This is a genomic window from Natronocella acetinitrilica, from assembly GCF_024170285.1.
GTDB classification, from domain to species: domain Bacteria; phylum Pseudomonadota; class Gammaproteobacteria; order Nitrococcales; family Aquisalimonadaceae; genus Natronocella; species Natronocella acetinitrilica.
Window position 1 is genome coordinate 231,653 of record NZ_JALJXV010000009.1, and the last position, 18,207, is coordinate 249,859.

The 18,207-nt window shown below is 60.8% G+C and carries 18 protein-coding genes, 1 tRNA gene and 1 pseudogene; 11 read left to right on the forward strand and 9 right to left on the reverse strand.

All coding sequences use genetic code 11. From position 1 onward, the window contains the following. Position 1 precedes the first annotated feature (1 nt). The 4 genes from J2T57_RS18220 to J2T57_RS18235 all read left to right on the forward strand — a co-directional run bounded on the left by J2T57_RS18220 (position 2) and on the right by J2T57_RS18235 (position 1,324). Positions 2-328 carry a DUF1820 family protein gene (locus J2T57_RS18220; RefSeq protein WP_253482941.1) on the forward strand — a complete coding sequence of 109 codons (327 nt, stop codon included), beginning with the start codon at positions 2-4 and terminating at the stop codon, positions 326-328. Between the two features lie 75 nt (positions 329-403). After that, a tRNA-Ser gene (locus tag J2T57_RS18225) sits at positions 404-494 on the forward strand. Positions 495-821: 327 nt separating this feature from the next. After that, positions 822-1,073 carry a type II toxin-antitoxin system Phd/YefM family antitoxin gene (locus tag J2T57_RS18230; protein WP_253482944.1) on the forward strand — a complete coding sequence of 84 codons (252 nt, stop codon included), beginning with the start codon at positions 822-824 and terminating at the stop codon, positions 1,071-1,073. Further along, positions 1,070-1,324 carry a Txe/YoeB family addiction module toxin gene (locus tag J2T57_RS18235; RefSeq protein ID WP_253482947.1) on the forward strand — a complete coding sequence of 85 codons (255 nt, stop codon included), beginning with the start codon at positions 1,070-1,072 and terminating at the stop codon, positions 1,322-1,324. Before J2T57_RS18230 ends, J2T57_RS18235 begins: the two co-directional genes overlap by 4 nt. 91 nt (positions 1,325-1,415) lie before the next feature. Here J2T57_RS18235 and J2T57_RS18240 read toward each other — a convergent pair whose 3' ends face one another. From J2T57_RS18240 to J2T57_RS18260, 5 genes are all read right to left on the reverse strand, one after another. Beyond that, positions 1,416-1,679 (reverse strand): hypothetical protein, encoded by a 264-nt coding sequence (locus tag J2T57_RS18240; protein WP_253482950.1) that lies wholly within the window; start codon positions 1,677-1,679, stop codon positions 1,416-1,418. Beyond that, on the reverse strand, positions 1,679-3,463 hold the full coding sequence (locus J2T57_RS18245; protein ID WP_301289522.1) for an ATP-dependent nuclease: 1,785 nt from the start codon (positions 3,461-3,463) through the stop codon (positions 1,679-1,681). Before J2T57_RS18245 ends, J2T57_RS18240 begins: the two co-directional genes overlap by 1 nt. A 145-nt stretch (positions 3,464-3,608) precedes the next feature. Beyond that, positions 3,609-4,103: a gamma-glutamylcyclotransferase family protein gene (locus J2T57_RS18250; RefSeq protein ID WP_253482956.1), complete on the reverse strand. Its 495-nt coding sequence runs from the start codon at positions 4,101-4,103 to the stop codon at positions 3,609-3,611. A 78-nt stretch (positions 4,104-4,181) separates the two neighbouring features. Continuing rightward, a complete protein-coding gene (locus J2T57_RS18255; protein ID WP_253482959.1) occupies positions 4,182-4,625 on the reverse strand; it encodes a hypothetical protein in 444 nt (147 codons plus the stop codon). Between the two features lie 529 nt (positions 4,626-5,154). After that, positions 5,155-7,341 (reverse strand): HoxN/HupN/NixA family nickel/cobalt transporter, encoded by a 2,187-nt coding sequence (locus J2T57_RS18260; RefSeq protein WP_253482961.1) that lies wholly within the window; start codon positions 7,339-7,341, stop codon positions 5,155-5,157. Between the two features lie 203 nt (positions 7,342-7,544). Between J2T57_RS18260 and J2T57_RS18265 the strand changes: the two genes are divergently transcribed. The 4 genes from J2T57_RS18265 (at position 7,545) to folM (ending at position 12,983) form a co-directional block, all read left to right on the forward strand. Beyond that, a complete protein-coding gene (locus J2T57_RS18265; protein ID WP_494546286.1) occupies positions 7,545-8,768 on the forward strand; it encodes a DUF418 domain-containing protein in 1,224 nt (407 codons plus the stop codon). 97 nt (positions 8,769-8,865) lie between these two features. Beyond that, on the forward strand, positions 8,866-10,548 hold the full coding sequence (locus tag J2T57_RS18270) for a glutamine--tRNA ligase/YqeY domain fusion protein (protein WP_253482964.1): 1,683 nt from the start codon (positions 8,866-8,868) through the stop codon (positions 10,546-10,548). Between the two features lie 166 nt (positions 10,549-10,714). Next, positions 10,715-12,220, forward strand: coding sequence for a GGDEF domain-containing protein (locus tag J2T57_RS18275; protein WP_253482968.1), 1,506 nt, complete (start codon positions 10,715-10,717; stop codon positions 12,218-12,220). 55 nt (positions 12,221-12,275) lie between these two features. Continuing rightward, entirely contained in the window at positions 12,276-12,983 is a 708-nt protein-coding gene (gene folM, locus J2T57_RS18280; RefSeq protein WP_253482971.1) for a dihydromonapterin reductase, read from the forward strand. 3 nt (positions 12,984-12,986) lie between these two features. Here folM and J2T57_RS18285 read toward each other — a convergent pair whose 3' ends face one another. From J2T57_RS18285 to J2T57_RS18295, 3 genes are all read right to left on the reverse strand, one after another. Continuing rightward, the gene (locus tag J2T57_RS18285) at positions 12,987-13,718 is read right to left on the reverse strand and encodes a nucleotide-binding protein (protein ID WP_253482981.1); all 732 of its coding nucleotides are present in this window, start codon (positions 13,716-13,718) and stop codon (positions 12,987-12,989) included. A 205-nt stretch (positions 13,719-13,923) separates the two neighbouring features. Further along, positions 13,924-14,244, reverse strand: coding sequence for a hypothetical protein (locus J2T57_RS18290; protein WP_253482984.1), 321 nt, complete (start codon positions 14,242-14,244; stop codon positions 13,924-13,926). Between the two features lie 20 nt (positions 14,245-14,264). Next, positions 14,265-14,855, reverse strand: coding sequence for a hypothetical protein (locus J2T57_RS18295; protein ID WP_253482987.1), 591 nt, complete (start codon positions 14,853-14,855; stop codon positions 14,265-14,267). A 149-nt stretch (positions 14,856-15,004) separates the two neighbouring features. Here J2T57_RS18295 and J2T57_RS18300 point away from each other — a divergent pair, with 149 nt between their 5' ends. The 3 genes and pseudogenes from J2T57_RS18300 to J2T57_RS18310 all read left to right on the forward strand — a co-directional run. Then, positions 15,005-16,180 (forward strand): alcohol dehydrogenase catalytic domain-containing protein, encoded by a 1,176-nt coding sequence (locus tag J2T57_RS18300; RefSeq protein WP_253482990.1) that lies wholly within the window; start codon positions 15,005-15,007, stop codon positions 16,178-16,180. Further along, the gene (locus J2T57_RS18305; RefSeq protein WP_253482993.1) at positions 16,177-17,211 is read left to right on the forward strand and encodes a proline racemase family protein; all 1,035 of its coding nucleotides are present in this window, start codon (positions 16,177-16,179) and stop codon (positions 17,209-17,211) included. The genes J2T57_RS18300 and J2T57_RS18305 overlap by 4 nt, the downstream gene beginning before the upstream one ends. A 139-nt stretch (positions 17,212-17,350) precedes the next feature. Then, positions 17,351-17,959, forward strand: a pseudogene (locus tag J2T57_RS18310) (cation:proton antiporter domain-containing protein); the annotation flags it as partial. A 40-nt stretch (positions 17,960-17,999) separates the two neighbouring features. Here J2T57_RS18310 and J2T57_RS18315 read toward each other — a convergent pair. Further along, positions 18,000-18,207: transposase domain-containing protein (locus tag J2T57_RS18315; RefSeq protein WP_253482996.1), on the reverse strand; the 208-nt coding region annotated here is incomplete at its 5' end.

The window sequence follows — 18,207 nt, forward strand, 5'->3', positions numbered from 1 at the left end:
TATGGCAAAACAGCGCATCTACAAGATCATTTTCTTCAATCAGGGCCAGGTCTACGAGATCTACGCGCACAAGGTGGCGCAGGGTGGCCTCATGGGCTTCATTGAAGTCGAGCAACTGAGCTTCGGCGAGCGTAGCCAGGTCGTGGTGGATCCGTCCGAGGAGCGCCTGGCTGCTGAGTTCGAAGGTGTGCAGCGGACTTACCTGCCCATGCACGCCGTGATCCGTATCGACGAAGTGGAGCGGGTGGGCACCGGCAAGATCAGCGACGCCAAGGGCAACGTCACCGCGTTCCCCATCCCCGGCTACGGCCCCGGCCCCAAGCGCTGACACGCTTGCGGCCCGCGCCGACGTGGTTTAACCTTGCGGCCCTTGAAACGCCGCACGATCATCCAGAGCAATACCGGAGAGGTGTCCGAGCGGTCGAAGGAGCACGCCTGGAAAGCGTGTGTACGGTAACCCCGTACCGAGGGTTCGAATCCCTCCCTCTCCGCCATACACACAAACGCGGCTCCCATCGGGAGCCGTTTTTGTGTGTATCGACTGGCCGGGATTCGAGCCCTCGGAACAGACAAGTCGGGTTCGACGACCGAGCGCAGCGAGGGAGAAGGTCGCCGCAGGCGGCGGCCCGAAGGGCGAGGCGCGCCGCGCCGAATTGGACCTCCCTCTCCGCCATTTAATTATAAAATCAGTAACTTACTCAGAATTGCCGGAGCACATCGGCTACGCTCCGTGCGCGATTCAATAGCGCGAACACGGATTGCTCAGCATCCTACTGTACGCTACCCTGTACATAGACAACATCCTGTACAGGGGCAGCCTCATGGATGCCATCAGCTACACAGCCGCCAGAACCAATCTGGCAAAGACCATGGAGCAGGTCTGCGAAGACCACTCTCCCGTGATCATTACCCGGAACAAGGCGCAGTCCGTGGTGATGATCTCCCTTGAGGACTATGAGGCGTTGCAAGAGACCGCATATCTCTTGCGCGCACCAAGGAACGCCCGTCGTTTGCTGGAATCCGTTGCGGAGCTGGAGCAGGGCGGTGGTCAGGGAAAGGAACTTCTTGAATGAAACCCATCTTCTCCGAGAACGCCTGGGAAGACTATCTGTACTGGCAAAAAACTGACAAAAAGATCCTTAGGCGAATCAACAAGCTGATCAAGCGAACCAAACGAGAACCGTTTGAAGGTGTGGGTAAACCTGAGCTCCTCAAACACAGTCTTGCCGGTTACTGGTCGCGAAGAATCAATGAAGAACACCGAATGGTGTACAAGGTCACGGATGACGCCTTACTTATCGCCCAGGTTCGATTTCACTACTGATTTAACGCCCAGCGTAACCGGCCGAATTTGGAGCGCCAGCGGAAAATCCGGTCCGCGTTGACGCTGTTGTTATGTGCATACTGCTCCCTGCCTACCGGATACCTTCATCCACCAGCGCCTGCCGCCAGTCCTTTTCCATCACCATCCTGAACCGCATGGGTTCATCCGGGCCCTCAATTAGCAGCGCCTTGAGCGCTTCCAGGTTATCGCCGTGGATGATCAGGTTGTCGTCTAACGAGGGCTTTTGCCCCTTGGCGGGCAGGGATTTGTCCGGCACCACCTGCAATTCACAAAACGGCACCCCGAGATGGTGGGAATAGACAAACTGCTTGCCCTTGAATTCCAGCGTTGGCATTAAATACTCCTGATCCAGTCAAAGCACGCCTTGAAGGCGGGCATCTGTTGTTCAATTTCGGCCGCGCTCATATCGCGCAGCCGTTGTTCTTGTTTGATAATGGCGTCTTCGCCCTTGTCGTCGGTGCCGGTCACCTGCTCGATACAACCCTCGCGCCAAGTCCACACGCGATGGGCCTGCAGGACGTGTTGGGCCTGCTCAGCCAGGCTCTCGCCTTCGGCGTCGGCGGCGAACAGAGCCCAGGTATCGGCGGCCATGCGCCCGTTGACTTTATCGTTCTTGGGCAGGCCGTTGTCGTGCAGCGCGCAGCCGTTATTGGTTTGCAGGCGCGCCAGCGCGGATTTTGCCTTGGTCAGGTCGTCCCCGTCCCGTGGTAATAGTCCGCCGGAACGGGCATGGGTATAGGCAAAATCCAGATCCACCACAGCACAAGCGGCAATGCCCATGGCGGCAATGACCGGCAACGCCTTGGGGATATTGCCGCAGCCGCCGACGGACACAAAGGCAATATGGTCAATATCCGGGGTGGTGCCGTAAAGCCGCTCGTAAACCAGCGGCAGCAGGCGTCCGTCCGTCTTGCCCTCGCAAATCACCACCCTGTTGGCAAAGTAGATCTCGGCCAGGTTGCCCAGCTCGAACAGGGTGCGCGACTGGCTTTCGGCGTTGCTCAGCGCCTCCTCCACCGCTTGGCGCAAAGGCTTCTGGGTGGTCGCGCCGGCTTCTGCGGTTTTGCCCACGATCACGGTATCGGCGGCGTTGTCGCGGCTGAGCATCAGCGGGGAGTGAGTGGAGAAAACAATCTGAAACCCGGCCTCGGCGAGATGGGCTAGCGCCTGCCGCAAGCGCCGAACCCCCTGGGGATGCAAATACAACTCCGGCTCGTCGATCAACAGCAGGCGGCGCGCCGGGCGGTTGTCGTCCTCCTTGCGGGTCTCCGCGAGATAGCGAATCAGCGCCATCTGAATGGCCCGCTGAGCCCCCGTACCCATCTGGTCAAAACGCCGCCGGTCGCCGGTGGTTTTGTCGGTGACATGCAGATCCCCTGCCTTGAAGAACTCCTTGACATCGACTACCTGCAAATCCAGATCAAGCGCCAGACCGGGGAAGAAGTGGGTGAGCGCGTCGGTGGCATCGGTGTCGAACTGCTGCAAATGATCAGACCGGTTATCGCCATCGGCGGTCAGTACATGGCGAATCGTCTCAAGCGCTGTGTTCAACTCGGCGTGAGCCGCCAACAGCGGCCCCATGATTTCATCCAGCAGGCCTTTGATAGTCGTACCGGCCTTGGCCTTGCCCAGATCCTCGCCGAGATCGTGCATGGCCTGCACCACCAGTGGTTCCGGCAGCAAAACCGACACGGCCTGGGGCAATCCCGTCGGGTAATCGCGCCAATGCTCCGGCAATTCGTCGCCGTGGCACTGCTCTGTATCCCACACTTCCGTCTTCACGGCGTTCTTTCCCGTGCCGTTGGCAATCACTCGAATCCACAACCGGCCATTGCGGCAATAGGGCTCAATGGCCCTGCGATGCTTCTGCTCGGGAATGCGATCCAATATCGCCTCACTGATACCATCAATAGAGGCCGCGACTTCAATCGGTGATTTGGGATCGGCAAAATCGGCGAGAGACAGCGCCTTTGGTCTCAACACCCATTCGATGGCTTGAAGAATAGTGGACTTGCCGGTGTTGTTCTGCCCCACCAGCGGTGTATAGCCCTCGAGTGGCAGCGACACATCACGACAAGCTCGGAAATTCTTTATGACAAGGTGGCTAAGGCGGTGCATCCATACCTCTGTTTTTGTTCTGATTCATCGCGTTGAGAGTCACATCCACGCTACAATATTGGGCCGCACATAACGCCGCCAGCACGCGGGGCTTTGTAGTGAAGGCGAAGCCTCAACGGAAAAGCCGTCGCTGTGCCTGGCCTTGTTAACTGTGTATGGCACGTTGCTTTGTATCCCTTTCTTTATCGCTATCCTCGACAGCTTCAACTGAAGTGATTTTTGAATCAATGTAGTCCTGCGGAAGTGATGCCTCTCTAGTACCTACAAGAACGTGATTTACATACCAAGAGTACGGTTTTAAGCTTTTATCGATATTGGTAGCAACGTAGGTTGTAGCAGTTACTGAAGTTCCATCATGTGCCGTTACCGTTACTTCTTTTGCTTCGTACCCATATCCAAGACCTTCAGCCTTGTCTAAAGCAGACTTCTCAGCCGGATCAATTTTGAATAAGACCCCATAAATAACATTCACTGAATCAGCTGTGAAAAATGCATCGCATTTCCCTGAGCCGTCTTTGCTCGACTTGTGGAATCTCAAGTCATGCTGCTTAAGAGTGAAGCGACCAAGTATCTCAGCACTTTGAACTCTTTCCCTTAATCGAGAAAGTGACATGTTCGATCCATATGCGAAGTAGTACATGACTCTCCTGAACAGTTAACGATCGGGCTCAGCCGCCGCGTTAGCGGTCGGCTGCAGCGCCTTGTTAAGTGTCCACACTCACAACGGAGCGAGGTTCTCACTCAACACTTCATCTCGCAATACGCGCAACCTATCCGGAATGGATACACCGCGATTGGCACGGGCGGAATAGGAGCTGCGAATCACCGGAGGAAAATCATCGCCATTCTCATACACCGCACCGTCGAGCCATTGACCGAACCCGTGCGCACCCCGCGTCCAAAGTGCTACATCACACTCATTGTTGAATGGCACCGACGTTCCAAATGCCCTGCGAGTTACGTTGCTACTGCCAACAATCCCCAAAATACACTTACCGTTTCGCTCCAGAAGGAAAATCTTTGCATGCCAATTCATGCCCTTTTTGTAGTAGGCATCGACGCTGACACCGGCGGCCGCGAGACTATCCCGGAAAGCACGGTACCGTTCTCGCCAGCCGTAGTTATGAACTCCAACGGTAGTGAGTTTAATCGGATTCCTCACGAGAGCTGAAACGAACCCCGGTTCGGCCGACGCCCTGTAGCCGGATGATGTTTCCTCTTGGAAAAACCCAGAACACATAATCGCTCTGTCTCCGAGCCCCAAGGACAATGATTCGACAATACTGTCTCGGAAGAGATTCGGGACGTGCCTCCGTCGGAGAAAGATGGCTAGTGGCATGAACGACGCACTCGTTCCACTTCACAGTGTATTCGACAGAATCGTTGATATTGGTGATATACGGATTCTGCATAGCACCGCTCATGGCCGTGATATACGGAAACGGGCGGCCGGTTGGAGCCAGCACGGTTGCTTGTGGCCATGGCAGGAAAGACTGCACGGCTGAAAAGGGAAGTGACATACGGCGGTTGGATTGATGCGTGGGTGCCCGAACAAGCGGGGGTGGCGTGGTGAGTTCTGTCCATCCTCTCCGTTGCTCCTCGCGTTTTTGTCTTTCCCTTACTGTCGCCGTTTAGCAACGTGATGACAAGTCGCATTGCCGGGTTGATGGCTGATTTGGGGGCGGACGGCGTTAAAGCACGCCCATCTTGAGCACCGCCACGGCCAGGAACAGGGCGCCGGTGGCGGCGATCATGCCGCCGGCTAGACACTGAAGCCCCCTTGCCGCCACTGGTCCCAGACGGTTTACGCGCTCACCGCCGGCCATGCGGGCGACGCTGTCTCGTAGCACGCCCCGGATGCTGATTGCGGCAACCGCCGACACGCTCACGGTGATTGCGGTGCCAACGCCCATGGCCAGTGTGGCCAGTACGCCGGTGGGGAACAGGCCCAGGGCCACCGTGAACAGCAGCAGCGCGAGGGCGCCGGAGCAGGGGCGCAGGCCGATGGCCATGATCATGGTGAAGCGGTGGGCGGCGTCGTCCTTGGCGTGGTGATGGTGGTGACCCGCCGCGCACTGACCGCACGCCGGTGCGCCCCGCATACCGCGCAGCAACATCATGGCGCCGAGTCCGATCACCAGCATGTAGGCGATGGCTTCGATGGCGGCGGCCTGATCCAGCACCCGTACCATGGCCTGGTTCGCCAGCAGGAACAGGCCACCCACCACGAGTATGGCCGTCGTTGCCTGCATCATCGCCATCAGTGCAGATAGCGCGATGGCGCGGCCTGGTCGGGTGGGGTTGGCCATGAAGTAGCTCGCTACCACGATCTTGCCGTGTCCTGGTCCTGCGGAGTGGAGCAGGCCGTAGACGAAACCGATCAGCACCACCAGCAGCGTGCCGACGAGCCCTTCGCCCTGGACTGCGTTCAGGTGTGCCCGCAGCCAGTGATTGAGTTCGGATTGCGCTCTGGCGACCCGGCCCACCAGATCACTCACGCTGGTTACCGGCGGCAGGGAGGCGGTGGCGATGGGCGCACCGTCGGTGCTTGCCGTGGGTGGTTGCAGCGGTTCCGCCACGGCGAGTTCACGGCAGAGTTCCTCGGCGGCGTCGGGCGAGCCCCCGGGCAGCACGGTGGCCAGCACCCGGCAGGTGTTGCCACCCGCGATGTTGCGAATCTGGTGCTCGGAAAACGGCTCCTCGCGCTGGCGCATGATGGTTGTCAGCACGTCCAGATGGCTCACCTCGATCATCGGCGTGACCGAGCCGTCGTAATCCGAGCCGAAGGCGACGTGGCGGCTGGGGTCGTCCACGCCCATTTCGTCGGCAATCAACATGATGTGGGCCATGACGTCGGCGATGCGCCAGACGCTCGGCCCGACGGCCTGGGGCCAGTAGCCCACGGAGATCACGCCGTCGTTGGCGATGATGTAGCGGATGTCGTCATCGCTGAGGTTGCGGTCCGGGCGGCAGGGTTCTTCGCAGCCGGTGCGGATGCCGGTGTGGGAATTGGTGATGGGCTGGTCCACCAGGTTGGCGGTGTCGCGCAGGCCGGCTGGGCTGATGTGGGCAACATCCACCAGCATGCCCAGGCGGGCGGCGGTGGCCAGCGCCGTCATGCCATGCGAGGTGAGCCCGTAGCGATCGTAACCCTCGCTGGAGCCCGAGAGGTTGTTGTCGAAGCGGTGGCTGGGCGCGAACATGCGCACGCCGGCATCGAAGAGTTCCTGTATGTCCGCTTCCACGTCGGCATGCTCGGCGTCGGGGCCACCAATCCAGTGGCCACCCTCGATACCGATGAAGCCGCCGATCACGTTGTCGCCGTCGCGTCGGTCGGCAACCAGTTGCCGCAGGTCGTCGAAGGTTTCGAGCAGGCGCAATTCCGCGCCGGGGTGGTCGCGGGATTCCTCCACCGCCTCCTTGAAGCGGTCGATCTGATAGAAGGCCCGGGCGCGCAGGTCGAAGGCCGGGCGGCCCTGCATGAGCGAGAGCAGGGTGTTGGTGTCGATGCTGCGGCCACTGACATTGGTGCTCCAGGGCATGCGCAGCGGGCTCTTGGTGACGATGGTAAAGCCCTGCAGGCTGACGTTGCCCTCGGCCAGGCGGGGCAGGTCGGCGTGACCGAAGTAGGAGCGCTCAAGCAGGTTGCGCTCCCACTTGAGGGTGTCGGCGTGCATGTCGGCAATGAACATCGACTGGTGCAGCGCCCTGTCATCGTCGCCGGGCGTCGGCGCGTCGGGGTCGACGCCGTAGGGGTTCATCATGCGGTCGTACTGGCCGGCCATGTAGTAGAGGCCGGATGCGTAGTTGGCATACACGTAGTAGCCGCCGGTAACCAGCGCCAGCAAAAAGACCAGCAGCAGACTTCGTTTCAGCACGTGGCGATGTCCTCCTGGTGAACCCTTGAGCTTGATTCGTCGCACCGCAGCATCGTTACATACTGTGGTGGGCAAGGCGGCTCTGTCCAATCAGGGTCGACGCCCGGGCGGCGACTGTCCATACTGGGGCTTTGCAGCTCGGTGGCGTCGCAGGCCGGGCATCCAATCATTCCATCATCGATTCCACCAGACACGGGGGCGGTTTGCAGGCAGCGGAGACCACCACTGCCGCAGTCGACACGCCGCGGGCCGCCTCATCGCGACTGCCGGTGCTGGACGTGCTGCGCGGGATGGCCATCCTCGGCATCCTGCTGATGAACATCCAGTCCTTCGGCCGGCTGTCTCCGGAGTACCTGAACCCCAAGGCCCTGGGCGACCCGCAGACCCTCGACTGGATTGTCTGGCTGATCAATCACCTGATTGCCGACGAAAAGTTCATCTCCATTCTCACGCTGCTGTTCGGTGCCGGTTTCCTGCTGATGGCGCAGAATTCACGGGACAACCGTGTGGATTTCGAGCGCAAGTTCCGCCGGCGCATGCTCTGGTTGTTCATCTTCGGGATGGTTCACGCCATTGTGCTGTGGCCGGGGGATATTCTGGCGGCCTATGCGATTTGCGGCCTGGTGGCCATGCGGTTTCGCGATCGGTCGCCCGCCGAGCTCATCGCCATCGGCCTGTCGCTGTTCGCGGGAGCGATGATCCTGTGGATGCTGATGAGCGCCGTCATGCTCTACCTGGTGCCCGCCGACACGCAGGAATGGATGGTGCAGCGGTACTGGACGCCCTCAGCCGAGGTGATCGACGACGAGGTGGAGCGGCTCACCACGGGCTGGTTCGCCGCCGCCGGCGACCGGGCCGTCAATGCCGTCGGAGCCCAGGCGTGGATGCTCGTGTCGGAGCGGATCTGGCGAATGGTCGGCATGATGCTGATCGGCATGGCGCTGCTGAAGCTCGGGTTCCTGCGGGGAGAATGGTCCCTTGGCGCCTACCGGCGCATCTTCGTGTTGGGCGTGCTGATCGGTTTTCCGGTGATCATTGCCGGGCTGGCCTTCAACGAAGCAGTGGAGTGGGATTTCCGCTACTCATTCCTGCTCGGCCGTATCGCCAACCACTGGGGCAGTATCGCGGTGGCGATGGCCTGGGTTTCCCTGTTCATCTTTCTGGTCAAGTCCGATGCCCTGGCCTGGGCATGGCGCCGGCTGATACCGGTGGGGCGGCTGGCGCTCACGAATTACATCGGCCAGTCAGTGCTCTGTGCCACCGTCTTCTACGGCTTCGGTCTCGGCCTCTTCGGCCAGCTCGGCAATCTTGAGCTGATGGCGGTGGTGATCGGCGTCTGGGCGCTGCAGATCAGTTCCTCGGCGCTCTGGTTCCAGCATTTGGGCGCCGGTCCACTGGAACGCCTCTGGCGGCGGCTGGCACGCTAGCCGCAACTTTGTGCCGGCCCGCTAATCGGTATAATGCGGCGCAATTGAAGAGAACCAGACCCCCCGCGCACCCACGGCCAGGAGTTCCAGGGAATCAATGAGCAAGCGTGAACTGCCCGCCGCCAGCAATTTCATCCGCAGTATCATCGACGAGGATCTGTCCCAGGGGCTCAATGACGGGCGCGTGGCGACGCGATTTCCGCCGGAGCCGAACGGCTATCTGCACATTGGCCACGTCAAATCCATCTGCCTGAACTTCGGCATTGCCGATGACTACAGCGGCAGCTGTAACCTGCGCTTCGACGACACCAATCCGGACAAGGAAAGCCCCGAGTTCGTGGCGGCCATCAAGGAAGATGTGCAGTGGATGGGCTTTGAATGGAAGCGGCTTTGTTTTGCCTCGGATTATTTCGAGCAGTTGTACGGCTTCGCGGAAGAGCTCATCAGCAAGGGCAAGGCCTACGTCTGTGATCTCAATGCCGGGGAAATCCGGGCCTATCGGGGCACACTCACCGAGCCGGGCCGCGACAGCCCTTATCGCGACCGGCCGGTGGAGGAGAATCTGGATCTGTTCCGCCGGATGCGCGCCGGCGAGTTCGAGGATGGCAGCCGGGTTCTGCGGGCGAAGATCGATATGGCCTCGCCGAACATCAACCTGCGCGATCCCACGCTCTACCGCATCCGCAAGGGGGCCACGCATCACCAGACGGGCGAGGCCTGGCCCATCTACCCGATGTACGACTTCACGCATACCCTGTCCGATGCGCTTGAAGGCATCACCCATTCGCTGTGCACCCTGGAGTTCGAGGATCACCGGCCGCTCTATGACTGGTTCCTGGAGAACATCGAGGTCCCAACTCGCCCTCGCCAGTACGAGTTCGGGCGCCTGAATCTCGAATACACGGTGCTGAGCAAGCGGCGCCTCACCGAATTGGTTTCCCAGGGCATCGTCGATGGCTGGGATGACCCCCGGATGCCCACCATCGCCGGCATTCGGCGTCGCGGCTTCCCAGCCGAGGCCCTGCGCGATTTCTGCACCCGGATCGGCGTCACCAAGTCCGACGGTATGGTCGAAATGGCCATGCTCGAGAATTCCGTGCGCGAGGCACTGGACGCGGCGGCACCCCGCGCCATGGCGGTGCTGAACCCACTGCGCGTTGTGATCGACAACTACCCGGAAGGCAAGCGCGAGGAGTTGGTTGCGGCCAATCACCCCAAGGATGCGTCCATGGGAGAGCGCAACCTCACGTTCACGCGGGAGCTCTACATCGACCGCAACGATTTCATGGAACAGGCCCCCAACAAGAAGTACAAGCGGCTGACGCTGGGCGGCGAGGTCAGGCTGCGCAATGGTTACGTCATTCGTTGTGATGAGGCCGTGCGGAGCGAAGCGGGGGAGATCACCGAGCTGCGGTGCAGCTATGACCCGGCCACCCTGGGCGCCAATCCGGAGGGCCGCAAGGTCAAGGGCGTGATCCACTGGGTGTCTGCAGAAGTGGGCGTGGCGGCGGAAATTCGCTTGTACGATCGGTTGTTCAACGTGCCAATCCCCGGCGCTGACGGCGACTGGACGCGGGATCTCAACCCCGAGTCCCTGGTGACCGTGCAAGGGATTGTCGAGCCATTCCTGGCGCAGGCAGAGCCGGAAACACGCTTTCAGTTCGAGCGAGAAGGTTATTTCTGTGTCGATAGTCGCGACAGCACACCGGAGCGTCCGGTCTTCAACCGTACCATCACTCTGCGGGACACCTGGGAGAAGATCAGCCAGCGAGCTGACTGAGTCCGGCGCCAGCATACAAGCACCCAAACATGTGTGCGCTAGCGCACATCTGGGGAAGCTGGTGCTTTTCTGCAAACCCGAGGCCGATTATAGTTCGAAGTCGAAATAATGAAGGCGTAAATGGGTCTGGCGCAGCCAGGGTCTGCCGAAAGAATGGGAGCCGCAGATGCAGCTCGAATTGAAGGATATGCTCGGCTACTGCAGCACATTGCCCAGCATGCCTGGTATTGCACTGCAGGTGCTGGAACTTGGCAAGGATCCAGACGTTAATCCGCGGCGTCTGGCCGACCTCATCGGCAACGACCCCGCCCTCGCCAGTCGGATCCTTCGCGTCAGCAACTCTCCGCTTTACGGCCAGCATCGAAAAAGCGACAACCTGCAGCAGGCCGTGATGGCACTGGGGCTCAATGCAACCATGTCGCTGGCACTGAGCTTTTCGCTGGTGGATACACTGCGCAGCAGTGGCGCCCATGCCGAGGCGCTGAACCGCACCTGGCGCCGTGCGCTGATCGCTGGAGCCACCACGCGAGTGCTGGCGGAGGCGCTGCGTATGCCGCGCCAGGAAGAACTCTTCCTCGCCGCCATGCTGCAGGATATCGGCATACTCGCCCTTAACGCGGCACTGCCTGATCAATACCCGGACTTGCTGGCAAGCTCCACGACCCACGACGACCTTCTGGCACTTGAGCGGGAGACTTTGGCGACGGATCACGGCCAGGCCGGCGCCTGGTTGATGAATCACTGGAGCCTGCCCGAACTGCTGGTCTGCGCGGCAACGGGTTCCCACGATCCGGACGCCGAGTCCGTGCCAGACGCGCATCGCGATTTCCTCCGCGTTGTTGCCGTGGCGAGCCGCATCGCAGATCTTTTCGTTGGTGGCTCGCGCCGCCAGGCCGACGCGGCCGAGGTGGTGCAAGCCGCGGATCGCTGGCTGGGCATGGAGCGCGACTTGCTGGAGCAGGTGCTGGCTGATGTGGCTGACTCCCTGCCGGAGGTCGAGAGGGTGTTCGAGACCCAGCTGGCCAAGCCGCAGCAGGTTGCTGCCGTGATGGAACAGGCGCGGGAACTGCTGACCATGCGCAACCTGCAACTGATCCAGCAGGCTGCAGAGCATCAGCGGCGCGTCAAGGAAATGGAGCGCAACAGCCGGCGGTGGCAGGAAGAGGCGTCCCGGGACGCCTTGACGGGGCTCTACAACCGACGGTTTTTTGATGAGCGGCTGGAGCGGGAGTTCGCCTTTGCCTCGGAACAGGGGTTGCCCCTGGTGTTGGGCTTCATGGACCTGGACCACTTCAAGGCCGTCAATGACGAGTATGGCCACGAGACCGGTGACAAGGTGCTGATGTCCGTCGCCGAGACACTGCGCGAGCACACCCGGGACGGTGACCTGGTGGTCCGTTACGGTGGCGAGGAGTTCGTGATCCTGTTGCCGGATACCTCGTTGCACACCGGGCTGCGTATTTTCGAGCGTTTGCGACGCGCCATCGAGGGTGTGGAGTATGCATCTCCCGACGGACGATCGCTGCACATCACGGTCTCCATCGGCATCGCTGCGCATATGGATGCCATGGCCAGCGAGCAGAGTCAGGTCGATCTGGTCAGGCAGGCGGACAAGGCGCTCTACACCGCCAAGAAGCTCGGACGCAATCGCGTCGAATCCGCGGTTGCCTGATTGCGGCAATTGCCCGCGGCTTTCCAGTCATCAAACACACTGACCAGGTTGATTCATGCAGGCACCAGTTCTGATTACCGGCGCGGCACAACGCACCGGCCTTCATCTTGCAAGACGTTTCATGGAAGAGGGGCAGCCGGTGGTGATGACCTATCGCCGCCGTCGCCCCCTGATTGATGAGTTGGCGGCCGATGGCGTGATCTGCCTGCAGGCCGACTTCACCACGACAGCAGGCATATTCGCGTTCATCGATGCGTTGCAACGCCAGGTGACAGACCTGCGTGCCGTGATACACAACGCCTCGACGTGGTCCCCCGACGCGCCTGGCGAGGCCGGCGCCCGGCAGTTTGCTGATTTGTTCCATGTGCATATGCAGGCACCGTATCTGATCAACATGGCGTGTCGCGATCTGCTTGAGGCCAGTGACCGCCCGGCGGACATCATCCATTTCACTGATTTCGTCGTGAACAAGGGGTCGAGCAAGCACGCCGCCTACGCCGCCACCAAGGCTGGTCTGGACAACCTCACGCGATCGTTCGCCGCCATGTTCGCCCCGCGAATCAAGGTGAACGCCATCGCGCCGGCGCTGCTCGAGTTCAATGAGGGAGATGACGAAGCCTACCGCCAGAAGGCGCGGGGCAAGTCAGCGCTGGGCATCGTGCCGGGGTTTGAAGTGGCTTACCAGACGGTGCGCTATCTCATGGACAACAGCTATGTGACGGGTGCCACCCTGCCTCTGGACGGCGGCCGCGGCGTGCGCTGATATTCAGGTATGGGCGTGCAGGGAGACGCCCCTCGGGTTGCTGTGGGACTCGATCCAGTCCACCAGCCGTTTCCACTGCTCGGCCTCGCGGCGCACGGTGCGCGTTGGCCGCAGCTCGGTGATTCCCACGCCCTGTTCCGCCGCGTGCACGTAGCTTTGCGTGTCGCGGAAACGTGCCACCACCGGAATGTTCAGGCTTTTGAGAAACCGCTCCAGCCTTTGCAGGGCGAGGGTATGCTCCTTGATGCGGTTGGCAACGATCCCGACATGAATACCGGCTGATCGCACTCGTCCCATGATCAGCAGGTCGCGGATGAAATCGGCACCAGCCTCGATATCGATGGAAGAGGGCAGTACCGGAATCAGAATGCAATCCGCACCCCGGACGTGTTCCGAGATCTCGTTTCCGGCAAGGCCCGCCGGCGTGTCGCTGATGATGCGGCGGGTCTGCGGCGGAACGCGCAGGTGCCAGCTCCGGGTCACCCCGAGTTTCTGTCGGATCTGCACCGGCACGCCGTGAATCTCGGGCATGGATTTCTCCCGCCCCTTCAGCCAGCGCATCGTTGAAGTTTGTGGATCATGGTCGAACAGGGCGGGGGGGTAGCCGCGTCGCGCGTAATAGCTCGCGAGATTGGTGGACACCGTGGTCTTGCCGCATCCTCCCTTGCCGTTGATCACGACAATCTTGCGTACGTCCTGCGCAACCTCGTCCTGGCTGACCGGGATGGTCCGCACAGTCGGGTCGTGCGTTGTCGGGGGATCAATGCGTCTCGGTTTGTTTTCGGAATGCAAAAGCTGTGTGCCCCGGCTGTCGGGGGCCTTATCGCCCACCCTCATCAAATTCCAGCATATCGTTGAAGGCGCAGCCGTTCTAGTATCCAAGGCGACAGTTGGTGGCCAATGCGCAAATCTGTGGAGAAGCTCACGCTTTGCGGCATCTCTACAAACCCTGCCCCGCAAGTTCAAAGGCTCCACGATACCCGTATCGCAACGCGTCGCGGCAAATCAGATAGGCGGCATCTTGATTTCTCGCACGCCTCGCCATGCCGGCAAGTTGACGTCGGATATAGCCCCGGTCGGGGGTGCCCATGGGGCGGGGAACTCTGTCCATCATTTCAGAGCAGACACTCAGTCGGCTCAGCGCTTCGGCCAGAACGTCAAGAAGCCGGATATTCATCGTCCAGTTATCCACGACCGAAGCCCCAAACCAGCCTTCGAGTACTGTCCTGAGCTGTTGTTCCTCTGTTTCCGTGAGCTCCATTGTCGGCCTCCTTGCCGGCTTCAGTCAGATCGCCTCAAGCTTTGGAGAATTCTCAGGAAGGTCTCCTCTTGGACACCAAGAGCCGAGATGTCCAGTTGGGTATCCTCCGCTTGATCGCTGATAACGAACGCTCTGCGCTCCATCGCTTCGCCGGGAAATATCTTCCTGGGAAAATGGAAAATCTGGATGTCTGCGAGGTTGAGGGTATCCGCGGACTGGCCTCTGCCGAGCAAGGCTCCGGCCATTGCCCTGGCATGCTTCGCCACCGTTTCTTCATCCGTGACGCCGGATTCGTCAGCCTCTGCTGGCGCGAATACGAGCCGTGTGAAGTCCGCGAGGCTCATATCATCGTCATCGAGTAGTGCAAGTATGTCCTTACGATGCGTGACGGTCAGCGTGATGCTGATATCCGGTGAATAAACAAGAATCAACACAGAGTCGTTATCGATGACCCGGCTTGGGCTGGATGGCACCGATAGACGAAAACCGTTGCCGGTATCGATCGTCAAGAAGCTATCAAGATGAGGTGTGTGTTGATTGGCCGAGGTGAGGAGAGGTATGCATGCCACCAGCGCACCAAGCAAAGGTGCAATCCAACGAATTTTTGACATTGTAGTTCCCTCTACAGAGTCATGTAACCAACTTCCATTCACACACGAGCCTACACCAATCTGATGCGTAGCAATATCTGGCAGCTTTCGTCAGATGGGGCAGATGCTATCGTTGCAGGCATACCCTCAACTTCAACGGATAGTAGAACATGGAGATCGCATCAATGGGGCCAGACCTCCCCGAAGTCATGGCCGCCATGGTCCTCACGGGACACGGTGGCGTGGAGAAGCTGGTGTATCGCGACGACGTGCCGACGCCGGTCCCCGGCCCGGGAGAGGTGCTGGTGAGGGTCACGGCCACCGCCAAGAACAACACCGACCGCAAGGCGCGGGAGGGTCTGTACCCCACCAGGGACAAGTCGGACACCACTTCGTTTCAGATCGGCGGTTCGCCCACACTGACTTTTCCCCGCATCCAGGGTGCCGACGTGGCCGGGCATGTGGTTGCCGTGGGGGAGGGCGTGGATGCCCGGCGCATCGGCGATCGCGGTCTGCTGGATTTCAACCTCTATGCGGATGCCCGAACTGACATCAACCTGACCCCCGACTACTACGGCCACGGTGCTGATGGCGGTTTTGCCGAATACGTTGCCGTTGCGGCGGATCAGTTCCACGCCATCCCCAACCCCGAGCTTGCGGATGCGGAACTCGCGGCCATGGGCATGTGCTCCTATCAGACCGCCCTGCACATGCTGAATGCCGCCGGGGTCACGGCAGGTGAGCGGGTGCTGGTGACCGGCGCCAGTGGCGGCGTGGGTACGGCCCTGATCCAGCTCTGCCGGATCATGGGTGCCATTCCCTACGCGCTGAGTCAGCCGGAAAAGGCAGACGCCTTGCAGGCATTGGGTGCGGAGACCGTACTTGATCGCTCGAACATGACGGATTTCACCGACCGGGTGCGGGAGGTCACGGGTGATCACCCCATTGATGCGGTGATGGACCTGGTGGGCGGCGAAATGACCGATCGCTTCATCGACACCATGATCTTCGACATGAAGCGGCGTGCCACCTATCCGCGACTGAGCATCGCGGGCGCCAGTGGCGGTAATGTCAGCGAGATCATGTGGACGCGGATCTACCTCTACCAGGTGCAGATTTTCGGCGTGTCCCACGGCACCCGGGACGAGGCCGCGCAACTGGTGAACTGGATACGCGAAGGGCGGCTCAAACCAGTGCTGCACGCCGCGTTCAGGCTGTCGCAACTGCGCGAGGCGGAAACCTACTTCGTCAACCGAGGCAGCAACTTCCTTGGCAAGATCGTTATCGTGCCCGACTCTGAATGGGAAGCCCACGGGGCCCGCTTTGCCCTGGTGGATGGCGCATGAGCGACACCTACAAGTTGCGGCTGATTGATACCCACGCTGGCGGCGACGTCAGCCGAATTGTCATCGGCGGCATTGCCCCGCTGCCGGGGGCAACCGTGCGCGGGCAGATGGAGTACCTGCGGGATCAGGCCGATGGCCTGCGGCGGCTTCTTCTGGAGGAACCCTACGGCATCCCGGAAATGTCGGTGGACCTCATCGTGCCCCCCAGCGACCCGGAAACCCGAGCCGGTTACATCATCATGGAGGTCATGGGTTATCCCATCTATTCCGGCTCCAATACCATCTGTACTGCAACGGCGCTGCTTGAGGCCGGACTGGTCGCCAAGGCCGAGGGGCGGCAGCGCTTCATGCTGGAGGCACCCGCCGGGCGTGTACAGATCGAGGCCGAGATCAGGGCCGGGGTCGTGGAGTCCATCACCTGCGAAGGCTTGCCCAGCTATGTGGATACCCACCAGGCCAGCGTGGATGTGCCCGGCATCGGGGAGGTTATCTACAGCGTTGCCTATAGCGGGGGCTTTTACGCCCTGGTCGACGCCGCGTCCCTGGGCTTTGCGCTGGTTCGGGAGGAGGAGCGTCGCCTTGCCGAGTGCGCCCACGCCGTCGTCGAGGCCATCCGCGCTGGCCACAGTTTCAGTCACTACACCCTGGGCGACGTGGGTCCGCTGCCCTTTCTGCATTTCATGGGCCCCGTGGAAAAGATTGCCGATCAGGCCTATCGAAGCCGTTCGGCAACCTATGTGCACCCCGGCGTGATCTGCCGCAGCACCACGGGCACCGGCACCTCGGCCCGGCTGGCGCTGATGCGCCATGAAGGTCTTGTGGAGGCGGGCGCGAGCCTGGAGACGGTCTCGCTACGAGATACCCGCTTTACCGGCACGATCACCGCCTGTCGCCGGGAGGCCCACGCCGAGGTGGTGGAAAACACCATCACCGGGCGTGCGTTCGTCCTGGCCCATTCCGAGATCGTCATCAACGCCGATGATCCACTGGTGGATCTGCGCCAACTGCGGCACGTACTCGACGCTGGATAGGCTGCTAAAGTCGTTGGCCTCCAGTGAACGTCAGTTGAGTGATTCGGGTAGTCTGTTGCCAATGAGAGTGGCATGTCGTTTGTCATCTGATAGCGCGACAATGCCGATCACACCAATCGGGTATTGAGCGTCCCATATGATGGAGTGGATGTACCTGCTGATACTGGTTTCAGCGGGGTTGATTGTTGTCTCGGTACTGACCAGCGTGCTGGCGTTCCGCTTCGGTGCGCCACTACTGCTGGTGTTCCTCTTTATCGGGCTGCTGGCCGGTGAGGATGGTCTCGGGCTCGCGTTCGACGACGCCGACACCGCATTCTTCATCGGCAGCCTTGCCCTGGCCGTGATCCTGTTCGACTCGGGGTTTGGCACCCGCGTGCAGGCGCTTCGGCGCGCCGCCGCGCCGGCCATTGTGCTGGCCACGGTGGGCGTGCTCCTCACTACCATACTGGTGGGCCTGGCGGCCAAGGTGTTGTTCGATTTGTCCTGGGCGCACGCCTTTCTGATGGGCGCGATCATCAGCTCCACCGATGCTGCCGCCGTATTCTTCCTCTTGCGTGCCGGCGGGGTGAAGATCTACAAGCGGGTCCGCTCCGTACTCGAGGTGGAATCGGGCTCCAACGACCCGATGGCGATCTTCCTCACGATCTTTTTCATAGAACTGATACTGCATGGCTCCCCTCCGGGTTCCTACACCATGGCGTTCCTCACGGGATTCGGTGCGCAGATGGGAATGGGGCTCGTGATCGGTAAGCGTCCGGGCAACACCGCCTTGACGATGTGCGTTGCGATCAGTCTGCCGGACGAAGATCTGGCAGATTCCAGGGCAGCAGTTCTTCGATGCGGTTGATGGGGTGGTCAGCTATGCGCGCGATTACGGCTCGCAGGTAGGCATAAGGGTCGATGCCGTTGAGCTTGGCCGTGCCGATGAGGCTGTAGACGAGCGCAGCACTTTCCCCACCACGGTCGGAACCGGCGAAGAGATAATTCTTGCGCCCA

Bases quoted from the DNA above. Each gene is read 5' to 3' on its own strand.
- J2T57_RS18220 (WP_253482941.1), top strand. From the start codon at position 2: ATGGCAAAACAGCGCATCTACAAGATCATTTTCTTCAATCAGGGCCAG.
- J2T57_RS18230 (WP_253482944.1), top strand. From the start codon at position 822: ATGGATGCCATCAGCTACACAGCCGCCAGAACCAATCTGGCAAAGACC.
- J2T57_RS18235 (WP_253482947.1), top strand. From the start codon at position 1,070: ATGAAACCCATCTTCTCCGAGAACGCCTGGGAAGACTATCTGTACTGG.
- J2T57_RS18240 (WP_253482950.1), bottom strand. From the start codon at position 1,679: ATGCCAACGCTGGAATTCAAGGGCAAGCAGTTTGTCTATTCCCACCAT.
- J2T57_RS18245 (WP_301289522.1), bottom strand. From the start codon at position 3,463: ATGCACCGCCTTAGCCACCTTGTCATAAAGAATTTCCGAGCTTGTCGT.
- J2T57_RS18250 (WP_253482956.1), bottom strand. From the start codon at position 4,103: ATGTACTACTTCGCATATGGATCGAACATGTCACTTTCTCGATTAAGG.
- J2T57_RS18270 (WP_253482964.1), top strand. From the start codon at position 8,866: ATGAGCAAGCGTGAACTGCCCGCCGCCAGCAATTTCATCCGCAGTATC.
- J2T57_RS18275 (WP_253482968.1), top strand. From the start codon at position 10,715: ATGCAGCTCGAATTGAAGGATATGCTCGGCTACTGCAGCACATTGCCC.
- folM (WP_253482971.1), top strand. From the start codon at position 12,276: ATGCAGGCACCAGTTCTGATTACCGGCGCGGCACAACGCACCGGCCTT.
- J2T57_RS18290 (WP_253482984.1), bottom strand. From the start codon at position 14,244: ATGGAGCTCACGGAAACAGAGGAACAACAGCTCAGGACAGTACTCGAA.
- J2T57_RS18295 (WP_253482987.1), bottom strand. From the start codon at position 14,855: ATGTCAAAAATTCGTTGGATTGCACCTTTGCTTGGTGCGCTGGTGGCA.
- J2T57_RS18300 (WP_253482990.1), top strand. From the start codon at position 15,005: ATGGAGATCGCATCAATGGGGCCAGACCTCCCCGAAGTCATGGCCGCC.
- J2T57_RS18305 (WP_253482993.1), top strand. From the start codon at position 16,177: ATGAGCGACACCTACAAGTTGCGGCTGATTGATACCCACGCTGGCGGC.